The 20,549-nt window shown below is 68.1% G+C and carries 16 protein-coding genes; 7 read left to right on the forward strand and 9 right to left on the reverse strand.

From position 1 onward, the window contains the following. The first annotated feature begins 141 nt into the window (after positions 1 to 141). The 4 genes from Asi02nite_RS37865 (at position 142) to Asi02nite_RS37880 (ending at position 3,045) form a co-directional block, all read left to right on the forward strand. Positions 142 to 1,356, forward strand: a complete 1,215-nt coding sequence (locus Asi02nite_RS37865; protein WP_203718872.1) for a chymotrypsin family serine protease — start codon at positions 142 to 144, stop codon at positions 1,354 to 1,356. 73 nt (positions 1,357 to 1,429) lie between these two features. After that, complete coding sequence (locus Asi02nite_RS37870) at positions 1,430 to 1,699, forward strand: hypothetical protein (protein WP_203718873.1); 270 nt, start codon at positions 1,430 to 1,432, stop codon at positions 1,697 to 1,699. Between the two features lie 304 nt (positions 1,700 to 2,003). Next, positions 2,004 to 2,174: a hypothetical protein gene (locus Asi02nite_RS37875; protein ID WP_203718874.1), complete on the forward strand. Its 171-nt coding sequence runs from the start codon at positions 2,004 to 2,006 to the stop codon at positions 2,172 to 2,174. Between the two features lie 289 nt (positions 2,175 to 2,463). Continuing rightward, positions 2,464 to 3,045, forward strand: coding sequence for a hypothetical protein (locus Asi02nite_RS37880; protein ID WP_203718875.1), 582 nt, complete (start codon positions 2,464 to 2,466; stop codon positions 3,043 to 3,045). Between the two features lie 217 nt (positions 3,046 to 3,262). On the opposite strand, the gene Asi02nite_RS37885 is transcribed toward Asi02nite_RS37880, so the two are convergent. The 7 genes from Asi02nite_RS37885 to Asi02nite_RS37915 form a co-directional block, all read right to left on the reverse strand. Further along, a complete protein-coding gene (locus Asi02nite_RS37885; RefSeq protein WP_203718876.1) occupies positions 3,263 to 3,535 on the reverse strand; it encodes a hypothetical protein in 273 nt (90 codons plus the stop codon). A 359-nt stretch (positions 3,536 to 3,894) separates the two neighbouring features. Further along, complete coding sequence (locus tag Asi02nite_RS37890) at positions 3,895 to 7,095, reverse strand: alpha-L-rhamnosidase (RefSeq protein WP_239127591.1); 3,201 nt, start codon at positions 7,093 to 7,095, stop codon at positions 3,895 to 3,897. Between the two features lie 28 nt (positions 7,096 to 7,123). Further along, positions 7,124 to 8,332, reverse strand: coding sequence for a glycoside hydrolase family 1 protein (locus Asi02nite_RS37895; protein WP_203718877.1), 1,209 nt, complete (start codon positions 8,330 to 8,332; stop codon positions 7,124 to 7,126). After that, positions 8,329 to 9,597 (reverse strand): ABC transporter substrate-binding protein, encoded by a 1,269-nt coding sequence (locus Asi02nite_RS37900; RefSeq protein ID WP_203718878.1) that lies wholly within the window; start codon positions 9,595 to 9,597, stop codon positions 8,329 to 8,331. The genes Asi02nite_RS37895 and Asi02nite_RS37900 overlap by 4 nt, the downstream gene beginning before the upstream one ends. Before the next feature lie 28 nt (positions 9,598 to 9,625). Next, positions 9,626 to 12,298: an alpha-L-rhamnosidase gene (locus tag Asi02nite_RS37905; protein ID WP_203718879.1), complete on the reverse strand. Its 2,673-nt coding sequence runs from the start codon at positions 12,296 to 12,298 to the stop codon at positions 9,626 to 9,628. Next, positions 12,295 to 13,116, reverse strand: a complete 822-nt coding sequence (locus tag Asi02nite_RS37910) for a carbohydrate ABC transporter permease (protein ID WP_203718880.1) — start codon at positions 13,114 to 13,116, stop codon at positions 12,295 to 12,297. Before Asi02nite_RS37910 ends, Asi02nite_RS37905 begins: the two co-directional genes overlap by 4 nt. Further along, positions 13,113 to 14,072, reverse strand: coding sequence for a carbohydrate ABC transporter permease (locus tag Asi02nite_RS37915; RefSeq protein WP_203718881.1), 960 nt, complete (start codon positions 14,070 to 14,072; stop codon positions 13,113 to 13,115). The genes Asi02nite_RS37910 and Asi02nite_RS37915 overlap by 4 nt, the downstream gene beginning before the upstream one ends. A 257-nt stretch (positions 14,073 to 14,329) precedes the next feature. Between Asi02nite_RS37915 and Asi02nite_RS37920 the strand changes: the two genes are divergently transcribed. Beyond that, positions 14,330 to 15,370, forward strand: a complete 1,041-nt coding sequence (locus Asi02nite_RS37920; protein WP_203718882.1) for a LacI family DNA-binding transcriptional regulator — start codon at positions 14,330 to 14,332, stop codon at positions 15,368 to 15,370. A 110-nt stretch (positions 15,371 to 15,480) separates the two neighbouring features. Here the strand turns inward: Asi02nite_RS37920 and Asi02nite_RS37925 are convergent, their stop codons facing one another. Then, entirely contained in the window at positions 15,481 to 16,659 is a 1,179-nt protein-coding gene (locus Asi02nite_RS37925) for an MFS transporter (RefSeq protein WP_239127593.1), read from the reverse strand. Between the two features lie 468 nt (positions 16,660 to 17,127). On the opposite strand from Asi02nite_RS37925, the gene Asi02nite_RS37930 reads away from it, so the two are divergent. Together Asi02nite_RS37930 and Asi02nite_RS37935 are read left to right on the forward strand one after the other, a co-directional pair. Next, the gene (locus Asi02nite_RS37930) at positions 17,128 to 17,583 is read left to right on the forward strand and encodes a PleD family two-component system response regulator (protein WP_203718883.1); all 456 of its coding nucleotides are present in this window, start codon (positions 17,128 to 17,130) and stop codon (positions 17,581 to 17,583) included. A gap of 19 nt (positions 17,584 to 17,602) precedes the next feature. Further along, on the forward strand, positions 17,603 to 17,785 hold the full coding sequence (locus tag Asi02nite_RS37935) for a hypothetical protein (RefSeq protein ID WP_239127595.1): 183 nt from the start codon (positions 17,603 to 17,605) through the stop codon (positions 17,783 to 17,785). 84 nt (positions 17,786 to 17,869) lie between these two features. Here Asi02nite_RS37935 and Asi02nite_RS37940 read toward each other — a convergent pair whose 3' ends face one another. Then, positions 17,870 to 19,105, reverse strand: a complete 1,236-nt coding sequence (locus Asi02nite_RS37940) for an EAL domain-containing protein (protein ID WP_203718884.1) — start codon at positions 19,103 to 19,105, stop codon at positions 17,870 to 17,872. Positions 19,106 to 20,549 lie beyond the last annotated feature (1,444 nt).

The raw sequence follows: 20,549 nt of genomic DNA on the forward strand, positions 1-20,549 counted from the left end.
AACAAACCCGAGACCCCGCCGCACCAGTTAAAAAACAAGCTAGCCTAGTTTGCAGCACAACCGGCCGCCGCCGACGCGGCCCCAACCGACTACGTCGATGTCTCCGGGCTCACCGTCATCGCGGCGACGCACGACCAGGTCGTGCCGGAGAAACTGCGCGACGCCTGGGCGGCGTACGACGCGCTGAGCGAGGCCTACCCGGACGACTTCGGGTACGCCTCGCCGAACATCACCGACGGCACCCTGTCGATGGGTGTGGTCACATCACGGGGCCGCAGCGCGCTCGCCGCCATGGCCGCGGGCAAGCAGGTCACGCTGGCGAGCACCCTGGCCGAGAACGCGGAAACCGCACAGAAGAGAGCCGGCGCGCTGCAAATGGCCGCTACCAAGGCTCCAGGGCTCAACGCTGTCGCTGTCGCCGCGACGCGGAGCCGGTCAGCGGTCGAGAAGGACAAGGACGACCTCATCGACTGGAGCCGCGACCCCGCGTTCGCGGACGCGGACATCTACCGGACCGCGGTGGAGCGCAGCACCGGCCGGGTCATCCTCAGCGCCGCCAAGCTCACCCCGACCCTCGCGAAAGCGATCGTGGCGGCGCACGGGACACAGAACGTGGTGCTGATGCTCGCGCCGAACCCGCAGCTCTCCCCGCAGGTCGGCAGGCTCGCTGACAACAGCCCGTTCTACGGTGGCTCGCGGATCAACGCCCCAGCCGGGTCGTGCTCGGACGCGTTCTCCTGGCGCGTCGGATCGGCGTACGCGATGGTGACCGCCGGGCACTGCGCGCCCGGTGGTGGATCGGTGAGCACGCTGACCTCGTCGATGGGCAGTATCACGGCGGGCCGCCACGAGACCTGGAACAACGGGGTCGGCACGGTCACCGTGCCCGGCTACTCCGGCTACCACGGCGACGGCGCGATCATCACGGTCAGCTCCGGCAAGACATCCGCCGGCAGGATCTACCGCGGCGCGTCCAACTCCACCAGCAGCTCGGCTGTGCTCGGCATGTGGAGCCGGCGCGCCGCCTCCGGCGACCAGTACTGCACCGGCGCCTCCTACAGTGGCGAGATCTGCGGCTGGACCGTGGACACCACCCAGGTCAACTGGGCCTACAACGACGGCAGCGTGGTACGGAGCGCGTCGGAGAGCCGCAACCGACAGGGCTGGTGTACCCGCGGCGGCGACTCGGGCGGTTCGGTCTCCACCGCCACATCCAGCGGTGTGACCGCCAAGGGCGTGCACAGCGGCGGCGGCGGAGGCGGTGACGACTTCTACGGCGGCCTGTTCGACCAATGCCACCAGGTGTTTACTGATATCTGGGACATCTACTACGGATTGCCGGGATATCTGGAGTGAGAAACCTAGGAGCCATCGCCGTCGCGGCCGCACTGCTGCTCGCGGCATGCTCGGGCGACGAGAGGAAGCCGCGGTGGACTCCTACCAGGTCGACCCGGCCGGCACGACGCTCACACTGGTCGTCGTTGCCCGGCCGGACTCGACAGCCCGCGCCGAGGTGACCACACAGGATTCGGACCGCGTGGTGGTAAAGGTGCGGGTCCGCGAGCCGGTCGGAAGCGGCACAGACCTGGGCCAGCACTACCCGGTGACGGTGACACTGAAGGAACCGCTGGGCAAGCGCCCAGTGGTCACCGACTACGGTCAAGAGATCCCAACCGCCCCGCCGACGCCGAACCCCTGATTGATTTACTCGTTGCCGGTGCGCACCGCACCCTCCTCCCCGCACGCCGCCGCAGGGTCGGCTGAGCGCTGATTGGTACTGGTCAGACGACACGAGGAGCTGGAGGTCGGCTGCGCGGAGGGCTCGGCCGAGTTCATGACGGTGCCCGGTGACCGCAGTTTCCTCCGATTCAGCGCGGCGGATATGGCCGTGTTCGCCGAGGCCGTCGCCGTTCGGCACCGCGTATTCCGGCAAGGGCAAGCCGCAACGCCTGATGTGGGTCGCCGCAATACATGGAGGCAGACCGGCGTGTACGAAGAGCTCCTTGGGCACGGGTAGCGGTGATGCCGCCTTCTTCGAGGCGGTCGACGGCGTGCCGTGGGTGGCTGCTGGCGTGCTGGGCACTGTGACCCGTACCAGCTTGGCGTTGCAGATCTATGCCGCCTGCCATGTGACTGGGCGGTTCGTGCTGCGTTTCTGGACGGTCGACACATGAGTACTTCGACAAATACCAGTTCGAGGCCGATCCGGTGCTGCTCGACGAGATGGCCGAGCACCTGGCCGAGATTATCCCCTGAAGGCACCGAGGTGCTGGCGGGCTGGAGATGGGCGGAATCGCGGTCGTTTCCGCGCTGGGCGGACACGCTGGGCTACCGTGCGCGTTCGTACGGAAGGCGGCCAAGTCCTATGGCACCACACGGCTGGCGGAGGGAGCCGCTGTGGCCGGCCGTCGGGTGTTGAAAGGTCGGTGAAGGAGATCATCATTATGATCGCCGGCATCACCCGTGGATGATGAGAAAGGGATTCGGTTGTCACGCCTCCTCGCACAACGCCGGCCATCGTCGCCCGCTAATCACGTGATGGCGCGCTGGCGCACAGTAGTGGTCCGATTGGTCACAGTCAGTCTGTCTCTGCTGACGGCCGCCACCGTTGCGGCACAGCCAGTACAGGCCGCCGCGGTTCCGCCGGCGCAGGCCGCGGGGATCGTGGGTCAACGTCATGGTGAGATGTGGTGGACCGATCCATCCGGCCCATATCAGTTGTTGCAGGCCACCTACCTCTTCACTGTTTACAATGATCACAAAAAGGAACTGATGGTATGCGATCAGAGAATAGACACTTTCAGGGTGTTTATCGAGATCGATCCAACCGGAGTGGGCTCGCCGGATACGCTGCGGTACCCCGACGCGAACGATGCCAACCCGGGTTGCTCACGGTTCACCTTCTACTACCCCGTTCGTAAGTGGCGACCACAACTACTGGACATTTATGACAACGTGTACTTCACCCCTTGGCCGACACCGAACGGACCCAAGCCCCCGAATGACGGGTGGCAGATCAGTCCACTTCCCAGGAGCGACTTCTGAGCCGGCACCCCACGAGCATGCGCAGCGGCCGCGGCGGCGGCGAAGGTTATGGACGACATCCGGGCCCCCACAGCAAGCAATCCCGACCGGGATCAGCGGTCGGCGGAGTTGGACCGGTTCTATGCCCGGATGGTGGGCCGGTTCACTCGGGTTGTGGCCGCGTCGTACGGCGCGGCTGCACCTGTCCGGGCTGCCCGCGATCGTATGAACCTGGTCGTCAGCCGAGCAGGCCGCGGACGTGTTCAATCAGATCGAGAGCAACGCCATCGCGATTAGCCACGACGGTCAGTTCAACCAGCCTGGGGTGTCGTGAGCCTCCTGGCTGATCGGGAACAACTACGACAGGTACGTTGAACGGAAAGCCGCCCGACTCGTGAAGCGTGAACAGCTCGGCCCGTTCCCGAACCTCCAGCCGCGTCCCCCGCGGCCAGCCGACCGCAGCGACGAAGCCGCGGTCGGCGACCCGCCCGCTGCGGTCCACCGGCGTCAACGCATCAGCAGACCGGCCTACCAACTGGCGGGCACGATTCGGCTGCCCGAGTAGCCGTGCAGTCAACGCCGGGCCGGCTGGTGGCATCGCAGCAGGCATGGTGCGGCAAGGGTCAATCTGACCAGGCGCAGGACCGGGCTCAACCGGCGCCTCCGTTTGATCGCGCTCGTCGGCCTCCGGGTGCCCGACGACATCGCGATCGTCGGCTACGACGACATCGACTTCGCCCCGGTGGCGACCAGCCGGACCTTGTCGTTCGGGAGCAGAGCGCTGCGGGGTGAACCAGCGGCGGCGGTTGCCGGTGAGGTCCCGCCCATCAGCGACCTCACCGGCAACCGCCTGTTTATGCCGTCAGGGCCCTATGCGGCCCTGAACGTGAAGTGTCCAGAAGGGACGGTAAAGACGGTGTAGCCGCCCTCGACCCGCTCGAACGTGGCCCGTGCCGGCGTACGGACGGATTGCCCGTCGCCGGTTGGCAACCAGACCTGCGCGGTCGTGTTCGTGGGCACCGTGACCGTCAGCTCGAAGCGACGGTCGGACTTGGTCCAGGCGCTACGCGCCTCGCCCTTCGGTGTCTTGTAGCTGCCCTTGGCGTAGCTGAGGTCCCCGACCGCCTTCGGCTGGATCACCAGATTGTCGTAGGCGACCGAGCCACCCGCGGCCCGGATGCCGGCGACACCCGATTGGAACCACTCTTCGATCTGCGCCAGGATCATGTGGTTCTTGGAGCTGCCGCGCGTCCAGCGCTCACCGATGGTGGTGAAGCCACCGGGGTTCTCGGGCGTGGACGCCATGAAGTAGCCGTAGCTCGGGTAGTCGTCCTCCTGGAGCAGGTCCCAGAGCACGTCGTCGCGACCCGCTGCGGCCAGGCTGCGCACGGTCGGCGCCATCCCGATGGTGCCGCCGCTGAAGTGCGGCCCGTCACCTTCGGGGTGGAACGCGTAGACGTTGGAGACCATGTAGTCGACGACGCCCTGCCGCTTGTCGTCCGGCACGAGTCCGGCGTCGAGCGCGAGCGCCTGAGCCGACTGGGTCGCACCGGCGGTGCCGGCGTTACCGGTGGCGGTGTAGTAGCCGAGCGTGTCGTTGAAGAACGCGCGGTTGAAGGCGTCCCTGATCTCCACGGCCAGCGCGCTGTACGAGGCCGCGTCGGCGGTGTGCCCGGTCAGCTCGGCCATCATCGCCATTTTGGTGATCATGGTGTAGTAGCCCCAGGTGCCGGTGATCCGGCCCGAGGTGTCCTCTGCCGATACCCAGTCGGTCAGAGCGGCGTCGACGATGTGTGCGTTGTCGCCGACGCCGACCTTCTGCCGCTGGATGTAGTCGACGAACGCGGTCATCCGGTCGTAGTACGTCGCCATCGTCTGGGTGTCGCCGTACAGCTCGTACAGCATCGCCGGCACCAGAATGATGGCGTTGCCCCAGTTGATCTCGTCGCCGAACCGCCCGGTGTAACCCCAGTCGTACACGGGGGTCTTCAGTGCCACGTTGCCGGCCATCGGGGTGTCCGCCAGCGACTGCCCTTCGACCAGGTGGTGCATCGAGGTGCGCAGGTACGCGCCGAGCTCGTAGTTACGGTGGATCGAGCCCATCGGCATCGTGTAGTCCGCCGGGTACGACAGCTTCTCGCGGCCGGGGCAGTCGGTGAAGACCGACATCATGTTGCCGGCGAACGAGTAGCGGGCCATCTTGTGGATGCGGTTGATCCGCGCGTTCGAGGTGGTGAACTCGCTCGCGGCGGGCGTGTCGGCCTGGAGCCGCACGCCGGTGACCAGGTCGCGGGTCGGCACGAAGCCCTCGGGCAGACCGGTGACCTGGACCCATTGCATGCCGAAGTAGGTGAACAACGGATGCCAGGACTCGCCCTTGTGCGCGCCGTAGGCGGTGTACGTGTTGAACAGGTCGCTGCCGCGCCCGCCCGGGCCCAGCGAGCCCTGGTTGACCGTGCCATCGGCGTTGAGCGACTCGGCCGGCGCCACCTTGACGGTCGTGCCCGCCCGCACGCCGCGCAGGTTGAGCTCCGGCCAGCCGACGATGTTCTGGCCGAAGTCGAACACCCAGGTCCCGGGAACGGGGTTGGTCACCGAGACAGGCTTGAACCGCTCCTGCTCCACGACCGGCTCCGCCGCGCGGGCCACCAGCCGCGTGGCCAGGTTCGGCGGCGGTGCGACGCCGGCGCTGACCCACTCGGTGGCGGTGCCGTCGCGCCGTTTCGCGGTCGCGCCGAGGTTCGACCCGGCCTCGTTCCAGCCGGGCTGCTCACGGCGGGCGTCATAGTCGGAGCCCGAGTACCAGGCGTCGGTGACCAGCGGGCCGAGCGCGGTGCGCCAGCTCCGGTCGGTGACGATCTCGGAGCGGCTGCCGTCGGTGTACGTGACCTCGAGCCGGCCGATGAAACGTGGGGTCACCGCCGCACCGGCGGATGCGTCGCTGGCGGCGATGTTGTTGCCCGAGCCGGAGACCTTGGCACCGGCCGCGTGCCCGGTCGTGAGGGCCGGGGTGAACGTGATTCCGGTCCCGTCAGCTCCCGCGGTCCCGATCGCGGTGATCGTGCGGGACTCGAGACGGTCGCCGCCACCACCGGTGTCGACGTTTACCGTGCCGCCGACGTGGTAGCCGGCAACGCTGTCCAGCTTGACGGTGGTCGCGCCGGCAGCGGTGTCGACGGCGAGCACACCGTTGCCCTTGAGCTGGCTCTGCCACCAGGAGTACGGCGAGGTCCGCCCGACTGCGGGGTTGGTGACGCTGCGCCGGACGTAGGCGGTGCCGTTGCCGAGCTCGACGCCGACCGTATTGGCGCCGGACCGCAGCGCCCTGGTGAGGTCGTAGGTGCGGTACTCGCTGGAGAGCTGGTAGTTGGAGTTGCCCGGTGCCAGGACCTCGTCGGTGATCTCGCGACCGTTGACGGTGGCGTGGTGGAGTCCGACGCCCGAAAGGTAGAGCCGCGCGTCGGCGACCTTCCTGCCGCGGGGTACGGAGAACTGCCGTGCGAAGATCGGAAGCGGCTGGTTCTCAGCGCGGTCGGGGTAGTCGATCCACCGCGCGCCTCCCCAGTCGTTCTGGTTGAGCAGGCCCGTCGACCAGGTGGCCGGCTTCGACCAGTCGGACGGTCGCCTGCCGGCGTCCCAGACGCGGACCCGCCAGGCGACATTGTCCCGGGAATGCAGGGTCTTGCCGAAAACGGCGCGTTGCTCGCCGCTGACAACGTTGCCCGACGACCAGATCAGCTTGCCGGCTGCGAGCTTGCCAGCGTCGGTCGCGGCCTGGATCTCGTATCCGGTCTGCCGGTCACCGGGGCAGGCGACCTTCGCGTTGGGGCGGTAGCAGGGGTGCGAGGCGGCGCGTCGGGTTTCGGCGACCTGCCAGCTCAGGGTCGGCCGGGGGTTGTCCAGTCCAAGGGGTGCGTCGTAACGGCCGTCGACGGCGAGGTTCACGACCTCGACGTCGGCCGAACTCCCGCGAGTGTGCGCGGACGCCCCCGTCGTGAACGGGGGCGCCACGAGGGTCAAGGCCAGCATCGCACCCATCGTCGCGGTCGCCGTACGTTTGTTGGTTGGCACCCGTTCTCCCTTCCTTACCGGTCGGTTCTCAGGCGGTGCTGAGCCCGCGGAGGTCCGCGAGCCGTCCTGTGGCGGCGACCCGGCCGAACGCGTACGCGCTGGGCCTGGGTACCCGCGCGAAGCCGTGGGCCCGATCGACAGCCACCAGGCCGAACGTCGGTCGGTAACCCTCGCTCCACTCGAAGTTGTCGAAGGCGGACCAGTGCAGGTAACCCCGAACGTCGACCCCTTCGGCCCGGGCTGCGGCTACCGCGGCCAGATGGCCGTCCAGGTAATCGACGCGCTCATGGTCGTCGGTGGTGGCGATGCCGTTCTCGGTCACGAACAACGGCAACCCCGTGCGCTTGGCGGCATGGTGCAGAACCTGTCGCAGCCCGTCAGGGTGGACCGCCCATCCCATCTGCGTGAGCGGGAACTCCGGCGGAGGCGCCGCAAAAAACGTCGGTGACGCCGGGTCGACCCACTGCTTGCGGTAGTACTGCACACCGAGCCAATCGCCGGTTACCCCGTCGAGGTACCGGTCGACGATCTCGTGCTGCATGAGCTCGTACAGGGCTTGGCAGGCGGGTTCGTCGCGAATCGGTGCCAGCAAGGGCATCTGGACGCACAGGCCGGCGCTGGAGGTCGGCGAGGTGGCGTGGATCGCCCGCAACGCCTCCCGGTGGGCGTCGAGCAGCACGCCGCCGACCCGTTTCCACAGCACTGGGTCCGTGAGCCCGGGCGGGTGGTAGCCCTCGAGATAACCGTGCAGGGCCACCATCTGCGGCTCGTTGACGGTGCACACGAATGGAATCAGGTCGCCGAGCGCCGCGCCGACCTGCCGGCAGTAGCGGCCGAACCGGTCGACGGCGTCCGGCGCCAGCCAGCCGCCGCGGGCGGCGAACCAGCGCGGCAGGGTGAAGTGGTGCAGAGTGACGAAAGGCGTCAGGCCGGCGTCGATCAAGGCCGTCAGCACCCGTCGGTAGTGGTTCAGCGCGGCGACGCTGAACTCCCCTGCCGCCGGCTCGATGCGCGACCACTCCACCGAGAGCCGGTGTGTGTTGTGGCCGAGCGAGCGCAGCAGGGCGAAGTCTTCGGCGTACCGGTGGTAGTGGTCGATCCCGTGTCCGGACGACTCGATGGCCGCCGACCCGGGGTCGTGCTCGAAATCCCACCAGTCGCTGTTGACGTTGCCGCCTTCCACCTGGTGCGCCGCCGTGGCGGCGCCCCAGTGGAAGTCAGCGGGAAAGTCGGTCACGTGCCGGCTTTGTAGTCGGTGTCCATCGCGCCGAGCACCTTGTCCGGTGTGGACTGCCCGGAGAAGATCTCCTGCAGGCCGCTGAGCATCGTCTGCTGAATCTTGGCGTTGGGCCAGAGCTGGTCCATGAACGGCACCGTGCGGTTGTCGTTGATGAACGTGGACAGCTCGGTCAGCGACGGGTCGAGGTCGTAGCCCGTGTCGGCCAGCGCGGGCACGCCGCCCTGCTGCTTGACGTAGAGGTTCATGCCTTCCGGCGACATGACGAAGTTGACGAACGTGAGCGCCAGGTCCTTGTTCTTCGCCTTGGCGTTGACGCCGTAACCGGCGCCGGCGGCCGCCGGCATCACGAAGCCCGCCGGGTTGTCGGTGGCCGGCAGCGGTTTGATGCTGAACTTGCCGTTCGGGTTCTTCTTCTTGAGCAGCGCGATCACCCAGTTGCCCTGCACGAGGCCGAGGGTCTTGCCGGTGGCGGCGAGCTCCTGGCTGGCCTCGTAGCTGGTGCCGAGCGGGTTCTTCTGGAAGCAGCCCGCCTTCTCCATGTCCTGGTACTTCGCCATCGCGGTGGTCCACGGCGAGTTGGCGAAGGTCGCCTGCCCGGCCTGCATCTTCTTGTCGAAGTCGCGGTCGTCGGCGTAGACGGTCGTGGCGACAAGGGCGTAGAGCACGAGCTGGGTGACCCAGTTGTCCTGGATGCCCAGCGCGAACGCCGGCGTGCCCTTGCCTGCCGCCGCCCGGCAGAAGTCCAGCAGCTGCGTCCACGTCTGTGGTGCGGTCAGACCCGACTTGCTCAGTGCGTCCTCGTTGTAGACGGCGCCGATACCGTTGAGGCCGAAGATGGCGTTGTACGTCTTGCCGTCGTACTGTGCGACGCTCTTGACGGCGTCGGGGTACTTCGCGGCCCATGCCTGGTCGGAGAGGTCCAGCAGGTAGCCGGGCTTGGCCAGGACGTAGGTGGCGCCGGGGTTGCCGTTGCCGGGCCATACCGACATGACGTCCGGTGCGGTGCCCGAGGCGAGCTGGGTGCGGATCTGCTGCTGGTACTGGTCGGTTCCGCTGGTCGTGAAGTTCACCTTGACCCCGGAGTTTTTCGCTTCGAAGGCCTTGATGACCTCTTCGACCGAGCCCTGGTCGACGGAGGCGAGGGTGAGGGTGTTGTCCTCGGCCTTGTCGCCGGAGGCGGCGTTGGTCCCACCGCTACAAGCGGTCGCCAGCAGGACGGAGACGGTCGCCGCGACCACGGCCGCCAATTTCGATCTATTCATCTGCGCTCCTCTTATGCCGCTGCGTTGGCTAAGCGCCCTGAGACGTGGCGCTGAAGGTGTAGCGCCCCGACGCCAGACGCAGGGTTGCCCCGGCGGCTGACGGCTGGACCGTGCGCACGCCCGGCTGGTCGGCGGCGGGACGGCCGCCTTCCTTGACGCTGGCCGGGTCGGAGGTGGGGATCTCGAGGATCGCGGTGCTGCCGGGCGGGACGGCGACCGTCACCGTGATCCGTCCGTCCTTGATCGACCAGCCGCAGGTGACCGTGCCGCGGACGGTCTCCTGCTGGGCGCGGGCCCAGGTGAGCCGCCCGCCGGGCAGTGGCCGCAGGAGCAGTTCCTGATAGCCCACCGAGGTGGGGGTCTGGTCGATTCCGGCGACCCGGCCGTAGAGCCAGTCGCCGACGCTGCCGAGGCTGTAGTGGTTGAACGAGTTCATCGCCGGCGACTGGAAGCCCCCGTGCCGGGTCCAGCCGTCCCAGCGCTCCCAGATCGTCGTCGCACCCTGCTGGATCGAGTAGATCCAGGACGGGAACTTCTCCTGGTGCAGCAGGCCGTACGCCAGGTCCGCCCGGCCGTGTTCGGCGAGTACCGGGCACAGCAGGGCCACGCCGAGGAACCCGGTGGTCAGGCGGGTGTCGCGCTTCTCGATGTCCGCCGCCAGGTGGTCGACCGCCGCGCGGACGAGGTTGGCGGGCAGCAGGTCGAACGCCAGCGCCAGCAGGTAGCCGGTCTGGGTGCCGCCCTCGATCGTGCCGTCGTCGCCGACGTACGAGTCGGCGAACGCGGCCCGGATCGCGCCGTGCAGCCCGCGGTGGGCGGCGGCGACGTCGTGGTGGCCCAGCACCTCGGCGGCTTCCGCCACGATCTGCGCGCTGCGGGCGAAGTAGGCGGTCGAGAGCACGTCGCGCGGTGTCGTCGCGTCGACCTGCAGCCAGTCACCGTAGGAGTTGCCGGTGTGGTGCCGCCAGCGCAGGTCGGGGTTGTGGCGGCGGATGTGGTCAACCCAGGCGACCATTGACGGGAACGAGCGCTCCAGCGCGACCCGGTCACCGTAGGTGCGCCACAGATGCCACGGAATGATCACGCCGGCGTCGCCCCATGCCGGTGCCGCCTCGCGGTCTAGGCCGATGACCGGGGCCACGTCGCGGAAGGCTCCGTCGGAGTCCTGCCCCTCGAGGACGTCGCGCAGCCAGCGGGCGAGGAAGGCCGACACGTCGGCGTTGCGGCTGGCGGTCGGCGCGAAGATCTGCGCGTCGGCGAGCCAGCCGAGCCGCTCGTCGCGCTGCGGACAGTCGGTCGGGACGGCGACGAAGTTGCCCCGCTGTCCCCAGGTGATGTTGCTCTGAAGCTGGTTGACCGCGGCGTCGGAGCATTCGAAGGTGCCGTCGAACGGGGTGTCGTTGTGTATCACCCGCGCCACGACGTCGGGTTCCGCCGCGAGGTGGGCGATCTCGACGTAGCGGAAGCCGTGGATGGTGAACCGCGGTTCGAACGTCTCCGTTCCGGTGCCGACAGCGACGTACACGTCAGTGGCATCCGCGCGCCGCAGGTTGTCGAGGTACAGCTCGCCGTCGTCGAGCACCTCGGCATGCCGGACGGTGATCCGTTGCCCCGGGGCCGCGCCGCGGATGGTGAGTCGGATCCGGCCGACGAGGTTCTGTCCGAAGTCGACGATGGTGCGGCCCGACTTCCGCGGATGCACGGCGACCGGGCGCACGTCGCGGATGACGCGGATGGGCTGGTCCGGCTCCGCGACGAGCGGACCGGGTTCGGTGTCGTCGATGACCACCTTCGCGAAGCCCGAGTTCGAACCCGTCGGCGCATCCCAGTCCGGCACCGTCCGGCGGGCGTCGACGTACTCGCCCATCAGGAGGTCGGCGGCGCGGATGGCGCCGGGCCGTTCGACCCAGTTGGCGTCGGTGGCGATCACCTGGCGGGAGCCGTCGGCGAAGTCGACGACGAGCTGGGCAAGGAAACTGGGGTGGTCGCCGTAGTGCTGGGCGGCCCGGCGCGGGTCGAACCCGAGGTAGCCGGACCACCAGCCGTCGGCCACGAGCGCGCCCAGCACGTTGCGACCGTCGCGGAGCAGGTCGGTGACGTCGTAGGTCTGGTACTGGATGCGGTGGTGGTACTCCGTCCAGCCGGGGGCGAGTTCCAGGTCACCGACCCGCTGCCCGTTGAGCCGCGGCTCGTAGACGCCTCGGGCGGTGGCATACAGACGGGCGCGGACCGGGATCCGGTCGAGGTCGAACTCGCGGCGTAGCTGCAGCACCGGCCGGGCCGGCTCGTCGTGGTCGGTGGGCGGGTCGACAAGCGGCAGGACGGTGGGGTCGCGGGCGATCCAGGCCGCGACCCAGTCATCGCGGTGGAGCAGGCCGGTCTCGAACCAGCTTTGGGCCACCGACGCGTCCTCGCCGCGCTCGTCCCAGACCGCGACCCGCCAGAAGTAGCGGGTGGCCGATCGTAGCGGCGGACCGTCCCAGGTCACCTCGAGGTCGTCGCCACCGCGCCGGCCGCTGTCCCAGAGCAGGCGCCGCGGCTCGTCGAGGTCGGCCGGCTGGGCGGCGACGGTGAGCCGGTAGGCGCTCTGGGTCGCGTCGCGTCGGTCGGCGCGCAGCTTCCAGGACAGGCGCGGCCGGGTGGCGTCCAATCCGAGCGGTTCGACACGGTGCTCGGTCCGCAGACCGTACGGGTGTGTCATCCTTTGAGCCCTCCGGCGAAGCCGTTGATGATGCTGCGTTGAAGCGCGAAATAGACGATCAAGATCGGGATCATGCTGATCAACAACGCGGCGAAGATCAGGTTCCAGTCGGAGACGTACTGCCCGACGAAGCCGGAGATGGCCACCGGCACGGTCTGCTGGGTGCTGCCGGACAGGTACAGCAGCGGGGTGAAGAAGTCGTTCCAGATGCTGACCGCGTTCAGCACGATCGCGGTGACGGTGATGGGCTTGAGCATCGGGAACACGACGTGCCGGAAGCACTCCCAAGCGGTGCACCCGTCGATCGACGCCGCGTCCTCGAAGTCGCGGGGCAGCGCGCGAAGGAATCCGATGTAGAGGAACGTCGTGAACGGCACCTGCAGGCCGGAGTAGAACACGATCAGCGCCCAGGCGGAGCCGAGCAGGTTGAGGTCACGCATGGTCTGGTAGAGCGGCAGCGCGGCGAGCTGGAACGGCAGCATCAGCCCCAACATGATCAGCAGGAAGACGCCCCGGGACCAACGCGCGGTGACGCGGGCCAGCGGATACGCGGCCAGCGCGGAGATCGCGATGACGATGAGCACGCTGACGACCGTGACCAGGGCGCTGTTGCCGAGCGCACCGCCGAGCGCGCCCTGCTGCCAGGCCTGCGTGAAGTTGTCCAAGGTCGGCGCCAGGGTCGGCCGCAGCGGCGACGAGGTGTCCGACGGCGGCCGGATGGCCAGGTTCACCAGGACGTACACGGGGAACGCGACGACGAGGGCGATGGCGATCATCAGCAGTTCGAGGCTGAAGGTGCGACGGGTGTAGCGGTTCATGAGGCCGCCCTTTCGTTGCGCGCCAGCACGAAGTACTGGCTTGTCGAGGCGACCGCGACGATGACCGTGAGCACGACGGCCAGCGCGATGCTGTAGCCGAACTCGCCGAGGGTGAACGCGTCCTTGTAGATGAGGGTGGACATCGTGTCGGTGGCGTGGCCAGGCCCGCCTCCGGTCAGCGCGTACACCTGGTCGAAGAGCTTGATGCCGCCGATGATCGAGAGCATCAGGTTGATCGTGAAGGCTGGTGCGAGCAGCGGGCGGGTGACCGACCAGAACCGGCGGACGGGTCCGGTGCCGTCGATGGCCGCGGCGTCGTAGATGTCCTTGGAGATCGACTGCATGCCGGCGAGGAAGATGACCATCGAGTAGCCGCCGAACTGCCAGACGATCACCCCGACGATCGACCAGAGGGCGAGCTCCGGGTCGCCGAGCCAGTTCTGCTGCCAGGAGTCGAGGCCGACCGCGCCGAGCAGGCTGTTGACCGCGCCGTCGGGCGCGAGCAGGTTGCGCCATAGGTAAGCGGTGACGATCGGGGTGATCACGGCCGGCGCGAACAGGAAGACCCGCAGTACGTTCCGCGACTTGATCATCGTGTTGACGCCGAGCGCGAGGGCCAGGCCGAACCCGTTCTGGATGATCGTGATCGAGACTGCGATCAGCAGGGTGTGCCAGATGGCCTGCCGGGCGTCGGCGTCCCGGGTCATCTCGACGAAGTTGTCGAGCCCGGCGAAGGAGAAGTTCGGGTCCAGGCCGTCCCAGTCGGTGAACGCGTAGTACACACCGCGGACGCTGGGAACCAGGACGACGAACGCGAACAGCACCATGGCCGGCACGACGAACCACCAGGGTGGGCCGGTGCGGGGTCGGCGGGAGCGGGTCGCGACCGGCCCGGGGTCGGCGTGCCGGACGACGGATGCGGCGTCCGGCCGGGCCAACTCATTGGAACGTTTCATATGGAATGCCAGCCAATCCCTCGGTCGCAACCCGGAGTCCCCCCGCTTCACCCGCTTCGGAGGCGGCTCCGGCGAGGGGTGTAAGGATCAACCACTGTCGTGGGTAACGTTGCCCAAATGTTTCGCCCGACCCTAGAAGTTCACCGGAACGACGTCAAGGGACTTGTCCAGCAGTGCCTTGCTCCGTAACCTCACACGGATAGCCGGCGAAGCGTCTCGCACTCGGCAACGTTTTCCACATTGGTGCGGAGGTGGCCATGACGCGGCCGGTGCAGCATCGACGGGTCACCATCGTCGACGTCGCGCGCCATGCCCAGGTCTCGACCACGGCGGTGTCGAAGGTCCTGCGCAACGCGTACGGCACCAGTCCTTCGATGCGGGAAAAGGTCCACCAGGCGATCGCCGAGCTCGGTTACCGTCCCTCGGCCGCCGCCCGCGGCCTACGCGGCCAGACCTACACGCTGGGCGTCATGGTCCCCGACATCGCCAACCCGTTCTTTCCCGAGGTTCTCGACGGGGTGACGAGCTGGCTGCGCGACACCGACTACCAGGTCCTGCTCGCGCCGGGATGTGCCGGCGAGCTGGCCGAGGCGAAGACCATCGACTCGATGATCGACCGCAGCATGGACGGCATCATCCTGATCGCCCCGGTGTCACCGCGCGCGCACCTGGAGCACGTCGCCGGCACCATCGCGACGGTCATCGTCGGCCGGCACGCCCGCAGCACGATCTTCGACACCGTCGCCGACGACGACATCGCCGGTGCCGCGTTGGTCGTCGACCACCTGGTCAGCCTGGGCCATCGTCGGATAGCGCACATCGAGCACCTGGAGACCGAGCCGTCGTGCATCGAGGAGATGCCCAACATGGTCCGAGCCGAGGGCTACCGGCGGGCCATGCGGCGCCATGGCCTCCAGGCCGAGATCGACGTCGTCTCCCGGACGTACACCCGCGAAGGTGGCTTCACCGGGGCACGGGAGCTCCTCGACCGGCCGCGGCGTCCGACGGCGATATTCGCCGGGGCGGACATCGCCGCGATGGGTGCGCTCGAGGCCGTGGCCCAGGCTGGCCTGTCCGTCCCGGGCGACATCTCCGTAGCCGGCTACGACAACACCCCGTTCGCGACGTTCAGCCAGGTCTCGCTGACCAGCGTCGACCAGGCCGGTCGACAGATCGGCGCCGACGCGGCACGGCTGCTGCTCGAACGGATAGCCGACCGTGCCCGCCGCTCAGCACAGATCACGCTCTCCCCCACGCTCGTGGTGCGTGGCACGACCGGGCCGCCACCGGCAGGGTGAGACGGCCTCGGGCGACAGCGCCCGAGGCCGTGGGGCTTGACGGTCCACGCGGCGTAACCCGAGTCGACCGGGGTCGCGCCGAGTACGACTCGGTCAGGATCTGGGTCGAGCTACGGGCGGCGAGCTGCTGCGGCCCCTCGCCCACCTCCCGCCGCGCCGGCCCAGCCCTGCCCCCGGCCTTCCGGGAAGCCTGCTCGCTGGTCCGTTGATCGGTCGTTGGTGATGTCGAGTGGAGTGTTGTTGCGCCTGATGACCAGCGCGCAGGTCACCGCCATGACGACGGCGATGATGCCCAAGACGCCGATCGACGGTTGGAGGCCGCCGACGCCGGCGCCGATCGCGGCGATCAGCAGCGGGCAGATGAACTGACCGACGAACAGCGCGCCCGTCCACACGCCTGTGCCGCGGCCACGTTGGGCGAAGTCGAGCCGGTTGACCGCCCACGTCAGCAGCGTCGGGAGCAGCATGCCGGTGCCGAAACCCGTTGGCATGAGCGCATAGAACACGATGCCGCCGACGAAGGTGACCAGGTAGGGGGTCAGCAGCGAGCGCCACGGCAGCGGCGTCAACCGCTCACCCGCGGCGCGGTGACCCCCGGGCTGCCAGATGAGCTTCGCGGCGAGCGGGACGAGCACGAGGGCGATGCCGTACACCGAGAACGGCGTTCGCAAGCCCTGGGTTCCCGACGCTCCACCGAGGGCCAGGAACACCGTCGCCGACAGGGACGCGACGAGGGTCTGCAGGCTCAGGTAGCGGCTGCGTTGCGGGCCGGACCAGTAGTCGCCGATGAGTGTGGTGGCGGACGTCATGATGGCCGCCTCGCAGACTCCAACCAGGACACGGCTGATCAGGATTGCCTGCAGCGAAGGCAGATACAGGGGCGCGGTGCCGACGACCGAGTAGAGCAGCAGCCCGACCAGCAGCAGTCGCTTGCGGTCCACTCTGTCAGCGATGATTCCGGCGAAAGGCGCCGTCAGGCCGATCACGAGCGCGGGCACGGTGAGCACCACAGGTACGAGAACGTCCGCGGCGGTGTCCATCGCCTCCATCTGGGGCAGCACCGGCGCGATGAGCACCGCGCCCAGCACGGACAGGCAGCTGGCGGCAAGCAACACGAGTAACTGCGCCCGGCCCGGCACCCGCGCCGTCGTTGGAGCGGCTTCGCCCGAACGGGAACGTGCGAGTTGTTCCGACATGACGACCTCCGACAGACCGACATCACTGCCGGAGAGTGTCGGGAGGTGCGCCGCCGAGCGGAAATCAGTTTTTCTAAGGCCGGGTATCAGCAACAGTGCGATATCGACCTCGCCGAACGCCTGAAGGTCATCGCAGTGTCCTTGCGCTCCCCCACGTCACCAGGCCTACCGGCGGTCTCCATCGCGGATGTGTTGAGCTTGCCTCGTATGCCCTTGCCATTCCCGCGATTCTGATCGGCGTCCCCGGCGCAGGGCACCTACGCCGGCTCCGTAGGCTACTCGACGCGGGACTGCTCGTCTTCGGCCTCGGCGCGATCGGATGGGAGCTGGTGATCGTCCCTGCCCTACCGACGGATGGCGGTCTGGGCAACGTCGTGGCATTCGCGCATCCATTACTCGGCGCAGCTGTTGTCAGCACCCTGACAGCGCTCGCCCTCGGGACCGCGTCGCCTTCCGCTGTGGAGCTGGCTGGTCGGTGCGGCGTACGTCGCCGCCGGGATCTCCCATGCCCTGCTCGCCTACAGCAGACTGGTCAAGAACATCAGCTCACCATGGCAGACATTGGGCTTTCAGGTCGCCTCCGTCATGCTGTGTCTCGCCGCCGTCGCGGCCATCCGGGTCCCTGAGTCGCCCCCCCAACAGAGGGCCCGCGGCCGCGACCTGATCGCGTGGCCGCTCGTCATCGCCACCGCCGCGACGATTGCCTTGATCGTCATCGACCGGTTGTCCTCCACCAGCAGGACATTCGTCATCGTGTTGATTCTCTTCGGAGGCGTGGTGGTCCGCCTGATCCTGGTCATTCGCGACCACAACCGGCTCGCCGGCGACCTAGCGTCGGCACTACGGGAGCCGGAGCGCCTGGCAGACCTCGACAGCCTCACCGGAGTGCACAACCGTCGTTTCTTCCGCCGCACGCTCACGCTGGAGGTGCGACGCGCCGTGCGACGGGAGCCTGTTCTCATCGACCAACGGCCACGGGGTTACGGTCACCGCTTCGATCGGCACCGCGAGCGCTGATGTCGGCAGCGAACTGTCCATGAACGACACCGACCAGCTGATCGGCTCCGCAGATGCCGCGTTGTACCGGGCGAAGGCTTACGGCAGGGACCAGGTGGTCGCGGCGAACAGCTCCTCCGACGGACGACTATTGATATCCACCGGTACCGACGCGAAGCTGCGAGTCTGGAACCTCGCGCCTTATCTGGCTGCCGCAACCTGACGACCACCCCAAGATCCGCAGGCCTCCGGCCCGGGCTGCACCGGTCCGTCGACCGAGCTGCTGTGGCGCGTCGGGCCGGGGTCGCTAGGTGGGCAGCCGGTTGACCATGGTGAGGACTGCCTCGATGATCCGGTCCGCGTTGTAGCAGGTGCCGGCATCGTAGGCGTCGTCGCTGGCGTTGGGTGTGCGGCGGCGGGCGAAGGCGCCGCTGCCGTAGCGGCTGCCGACAAACAGGACGGTCCGCTCCTTGACGAGGGGGTCGCGGTCGGCCAGACGAATTTCGCGGACCCGTCCGTGGCTGGAGGAGACGTCGCGGCCGAGGACGAAGACCTCGATGCCCTTTGACGTGAGGTAGTTGAAGCGGAGGCGGGCCTCGTCGTCGAGTCGGCTGTCACCGAGGTTGACGGCGAGGATCGCGGGGTTCCTTGTCTGGCTGGCCTGGTTTTCGATGTGCGCGGCCATGGTGGTGAACACCTCGTGGGAGGTCGGGTGAACGGGTGCGTCCGCGGCCAGCACCTGGAATGGCGTTGTCAGAGGGACGTTACGCGGGCTGACGCGGGCCAGGGGAAGCTTGGAGGGCCGGATGTCCTGCGGCAAGGGCCCGGGCCGGCCGAACAGCCATCCCTGGCCCAAGGTCGCACCCATCGATCGAGCGATCTCGACGTGTTCGGGACGTTCGATGCCCTCGGCGAGGATCTGCGCGCCTCGCCGCTGTGCCTCGTCAAGGACGGCGTTGACGACTTGCGAGACGGCCCACGAGTTCGACCGTCTCTGCACGATCGACCGGTCGAGCTTGATGATGTCCGGGTTGATCAACGGTAGGGCGGCCAGACTTGACGGGTCAGAGCCGATGTCATCGAGGGCGATGCGTGCCGTGCGCCGGCGCGCGTCCATGACCGCCTCCAGCAGCCGCGCCGGCTCACGCATCACGGCATGTTCGGTGATCTCGACGACGACCTGCCGCTCCTGCGTCAACTCCACGTACGCCTCGACCAGCTCGTCGGGCGGGTCGCTCGCCAAGGTGTCGGGGTTGAGATTGACGAACATCGCCAACCCGGGCAGACGCGCCTGCCGGTACCGTTGCGCCACCGTCGTCGCGCACAGCCAATCCAACTCCGCCGATCGTCCCGCGCGTGCCGCAGCAGCAAACAGCGCGGGCGCCTCATGGAAACGTCCTTTAGGCCCCCGGGCAAGCGCTTCAAAACCGACCGGCCGCCCATCGGCCAGCGCCACCACCGGCTGGAACACCGGCTCGATCAACCGCCCGGCCAGGACCGCCCCGAAACCTTGATCGTCCTGATAGCGGACTTCACTGCCCAACTGCCGCCTCCACAGTCACATCAGTTGTTGCCTGACTCGGTGGCTTCACAAGCCACAGCTCTCCGATCGCGCTTAGTTGCTTTCCAGTCAACGGCTTTCCCGATCGTGCGTCGTCAAACTAGAACGTTCCCCGCGGATGCCCCTAAGCCGATTCTCGATCCGACAGTCCCCAGGGGTTGCTCAGCCGCCATCGGTGCGGCTGGATGCCTTGGCGGCATGGCTCTGGATCGGTAGGGACCGCGTCACAAGCGTTTGGTTGTCCCGACCTCCGGCGATTGTCGAGTGCATTCGCGCTCGACTTTGTTGGCCGCCTCGATGCAGGTTCCGTGCGACGCGGCGGCCGCGAGCTCGGCTCCCGGTCCGCCGCCGCGGACTTCAAGCAGACGGTGCAACGCACCCAACTGCCCTCCATACTCTTGGTGGGTCTCTGAACAGCGTCATCGGCTGGTCCTGGGCGGACCCGGCAGTGGCGCTGGTCATTCGCGGTGGCCGCAGTCAGGGAAGGCCGCGCTATCGGCGCGGCGACACCTGCCGCGCCGCGCCACACACCGGTTGGTCCAACTGGGCCGGGCATCAGTCCCGCCAGAAGGACCGGTGGGTCGGCCGGAGCCTGGCGGCGCGCGACGTCGTCCACCTCGCCGAGGATCTAGCTGAGGTCGTGGCAGTAGGCGAACTGCTCGATCGCACAGGTGGTGGCGAGCGAGGTGAACGAACGCCGGCGGCACCCGAGCTTCGCACCGCGCCGTGCCGAACGGCGACGAAACCTGCCCCGCCAGTGGCCATGTCGACAGCGACGATCGTGGTGACGGACCGGTCCGCCGGGAACGGCCGGAATGACGCTGGTGGAGCGGCGCGGGCCGGACGCGGCCCGGCTCGCATGTCTCGACGGCGCCAACTACGGCGATGTCGTCGTTCAGGTTCATGCGTCAGGATTCACCGGCAACGAACTGGGATGGCCCTCGACCTGGGTCGATCGCCTCGGCCGTGACCGAACACCACCCATCCCCGGCCACGAGGTCGCCGGGGTGGTCACCGCCCTCAGCTATGGAGCTCCGGAGACATTCGACGATTCGATGCGCCCAACGTTCAGTGAGGAGCTCGCGCCCTGCGTCGACAGCGCCGCCGAGTTGCTTAGCCCTATCTCGTGTCCGCTGACCGGTCACAGGACGACCACGCGGTTGAAGGAGCAGCTGCTGGCGGCGCTCGGAGGCCGGGAGGCGCGGTCGCGGCACACGTCGCAGCCGACGTTGCGTCCCTGCTCGGTACCGACACCAGCATGGAAGTCGCCGCCGTGTGCGCCCTCGTCGCTCTCGACCCGGGCAGCATCGGAACGTGATCGAACCTCTGGACAACCAACTGGCGCGCCTCGTTCCCCAGGCGCGTGTCGATCTCGACAGCGGGCTTGGGTGACATTTCATCGATGAAGCCGGGCTGGCAGGCTTAG

Source organism: Asanoa siamensis, from assembly GCF_016862555.1.
GTDB classification, from domain to species: domain Bacteria; phylum Actinomycetota; class Actinomycetes; order Mycobacteriales; family Micromonosporaceae; genus Asanoa; species Asanoa siamensis.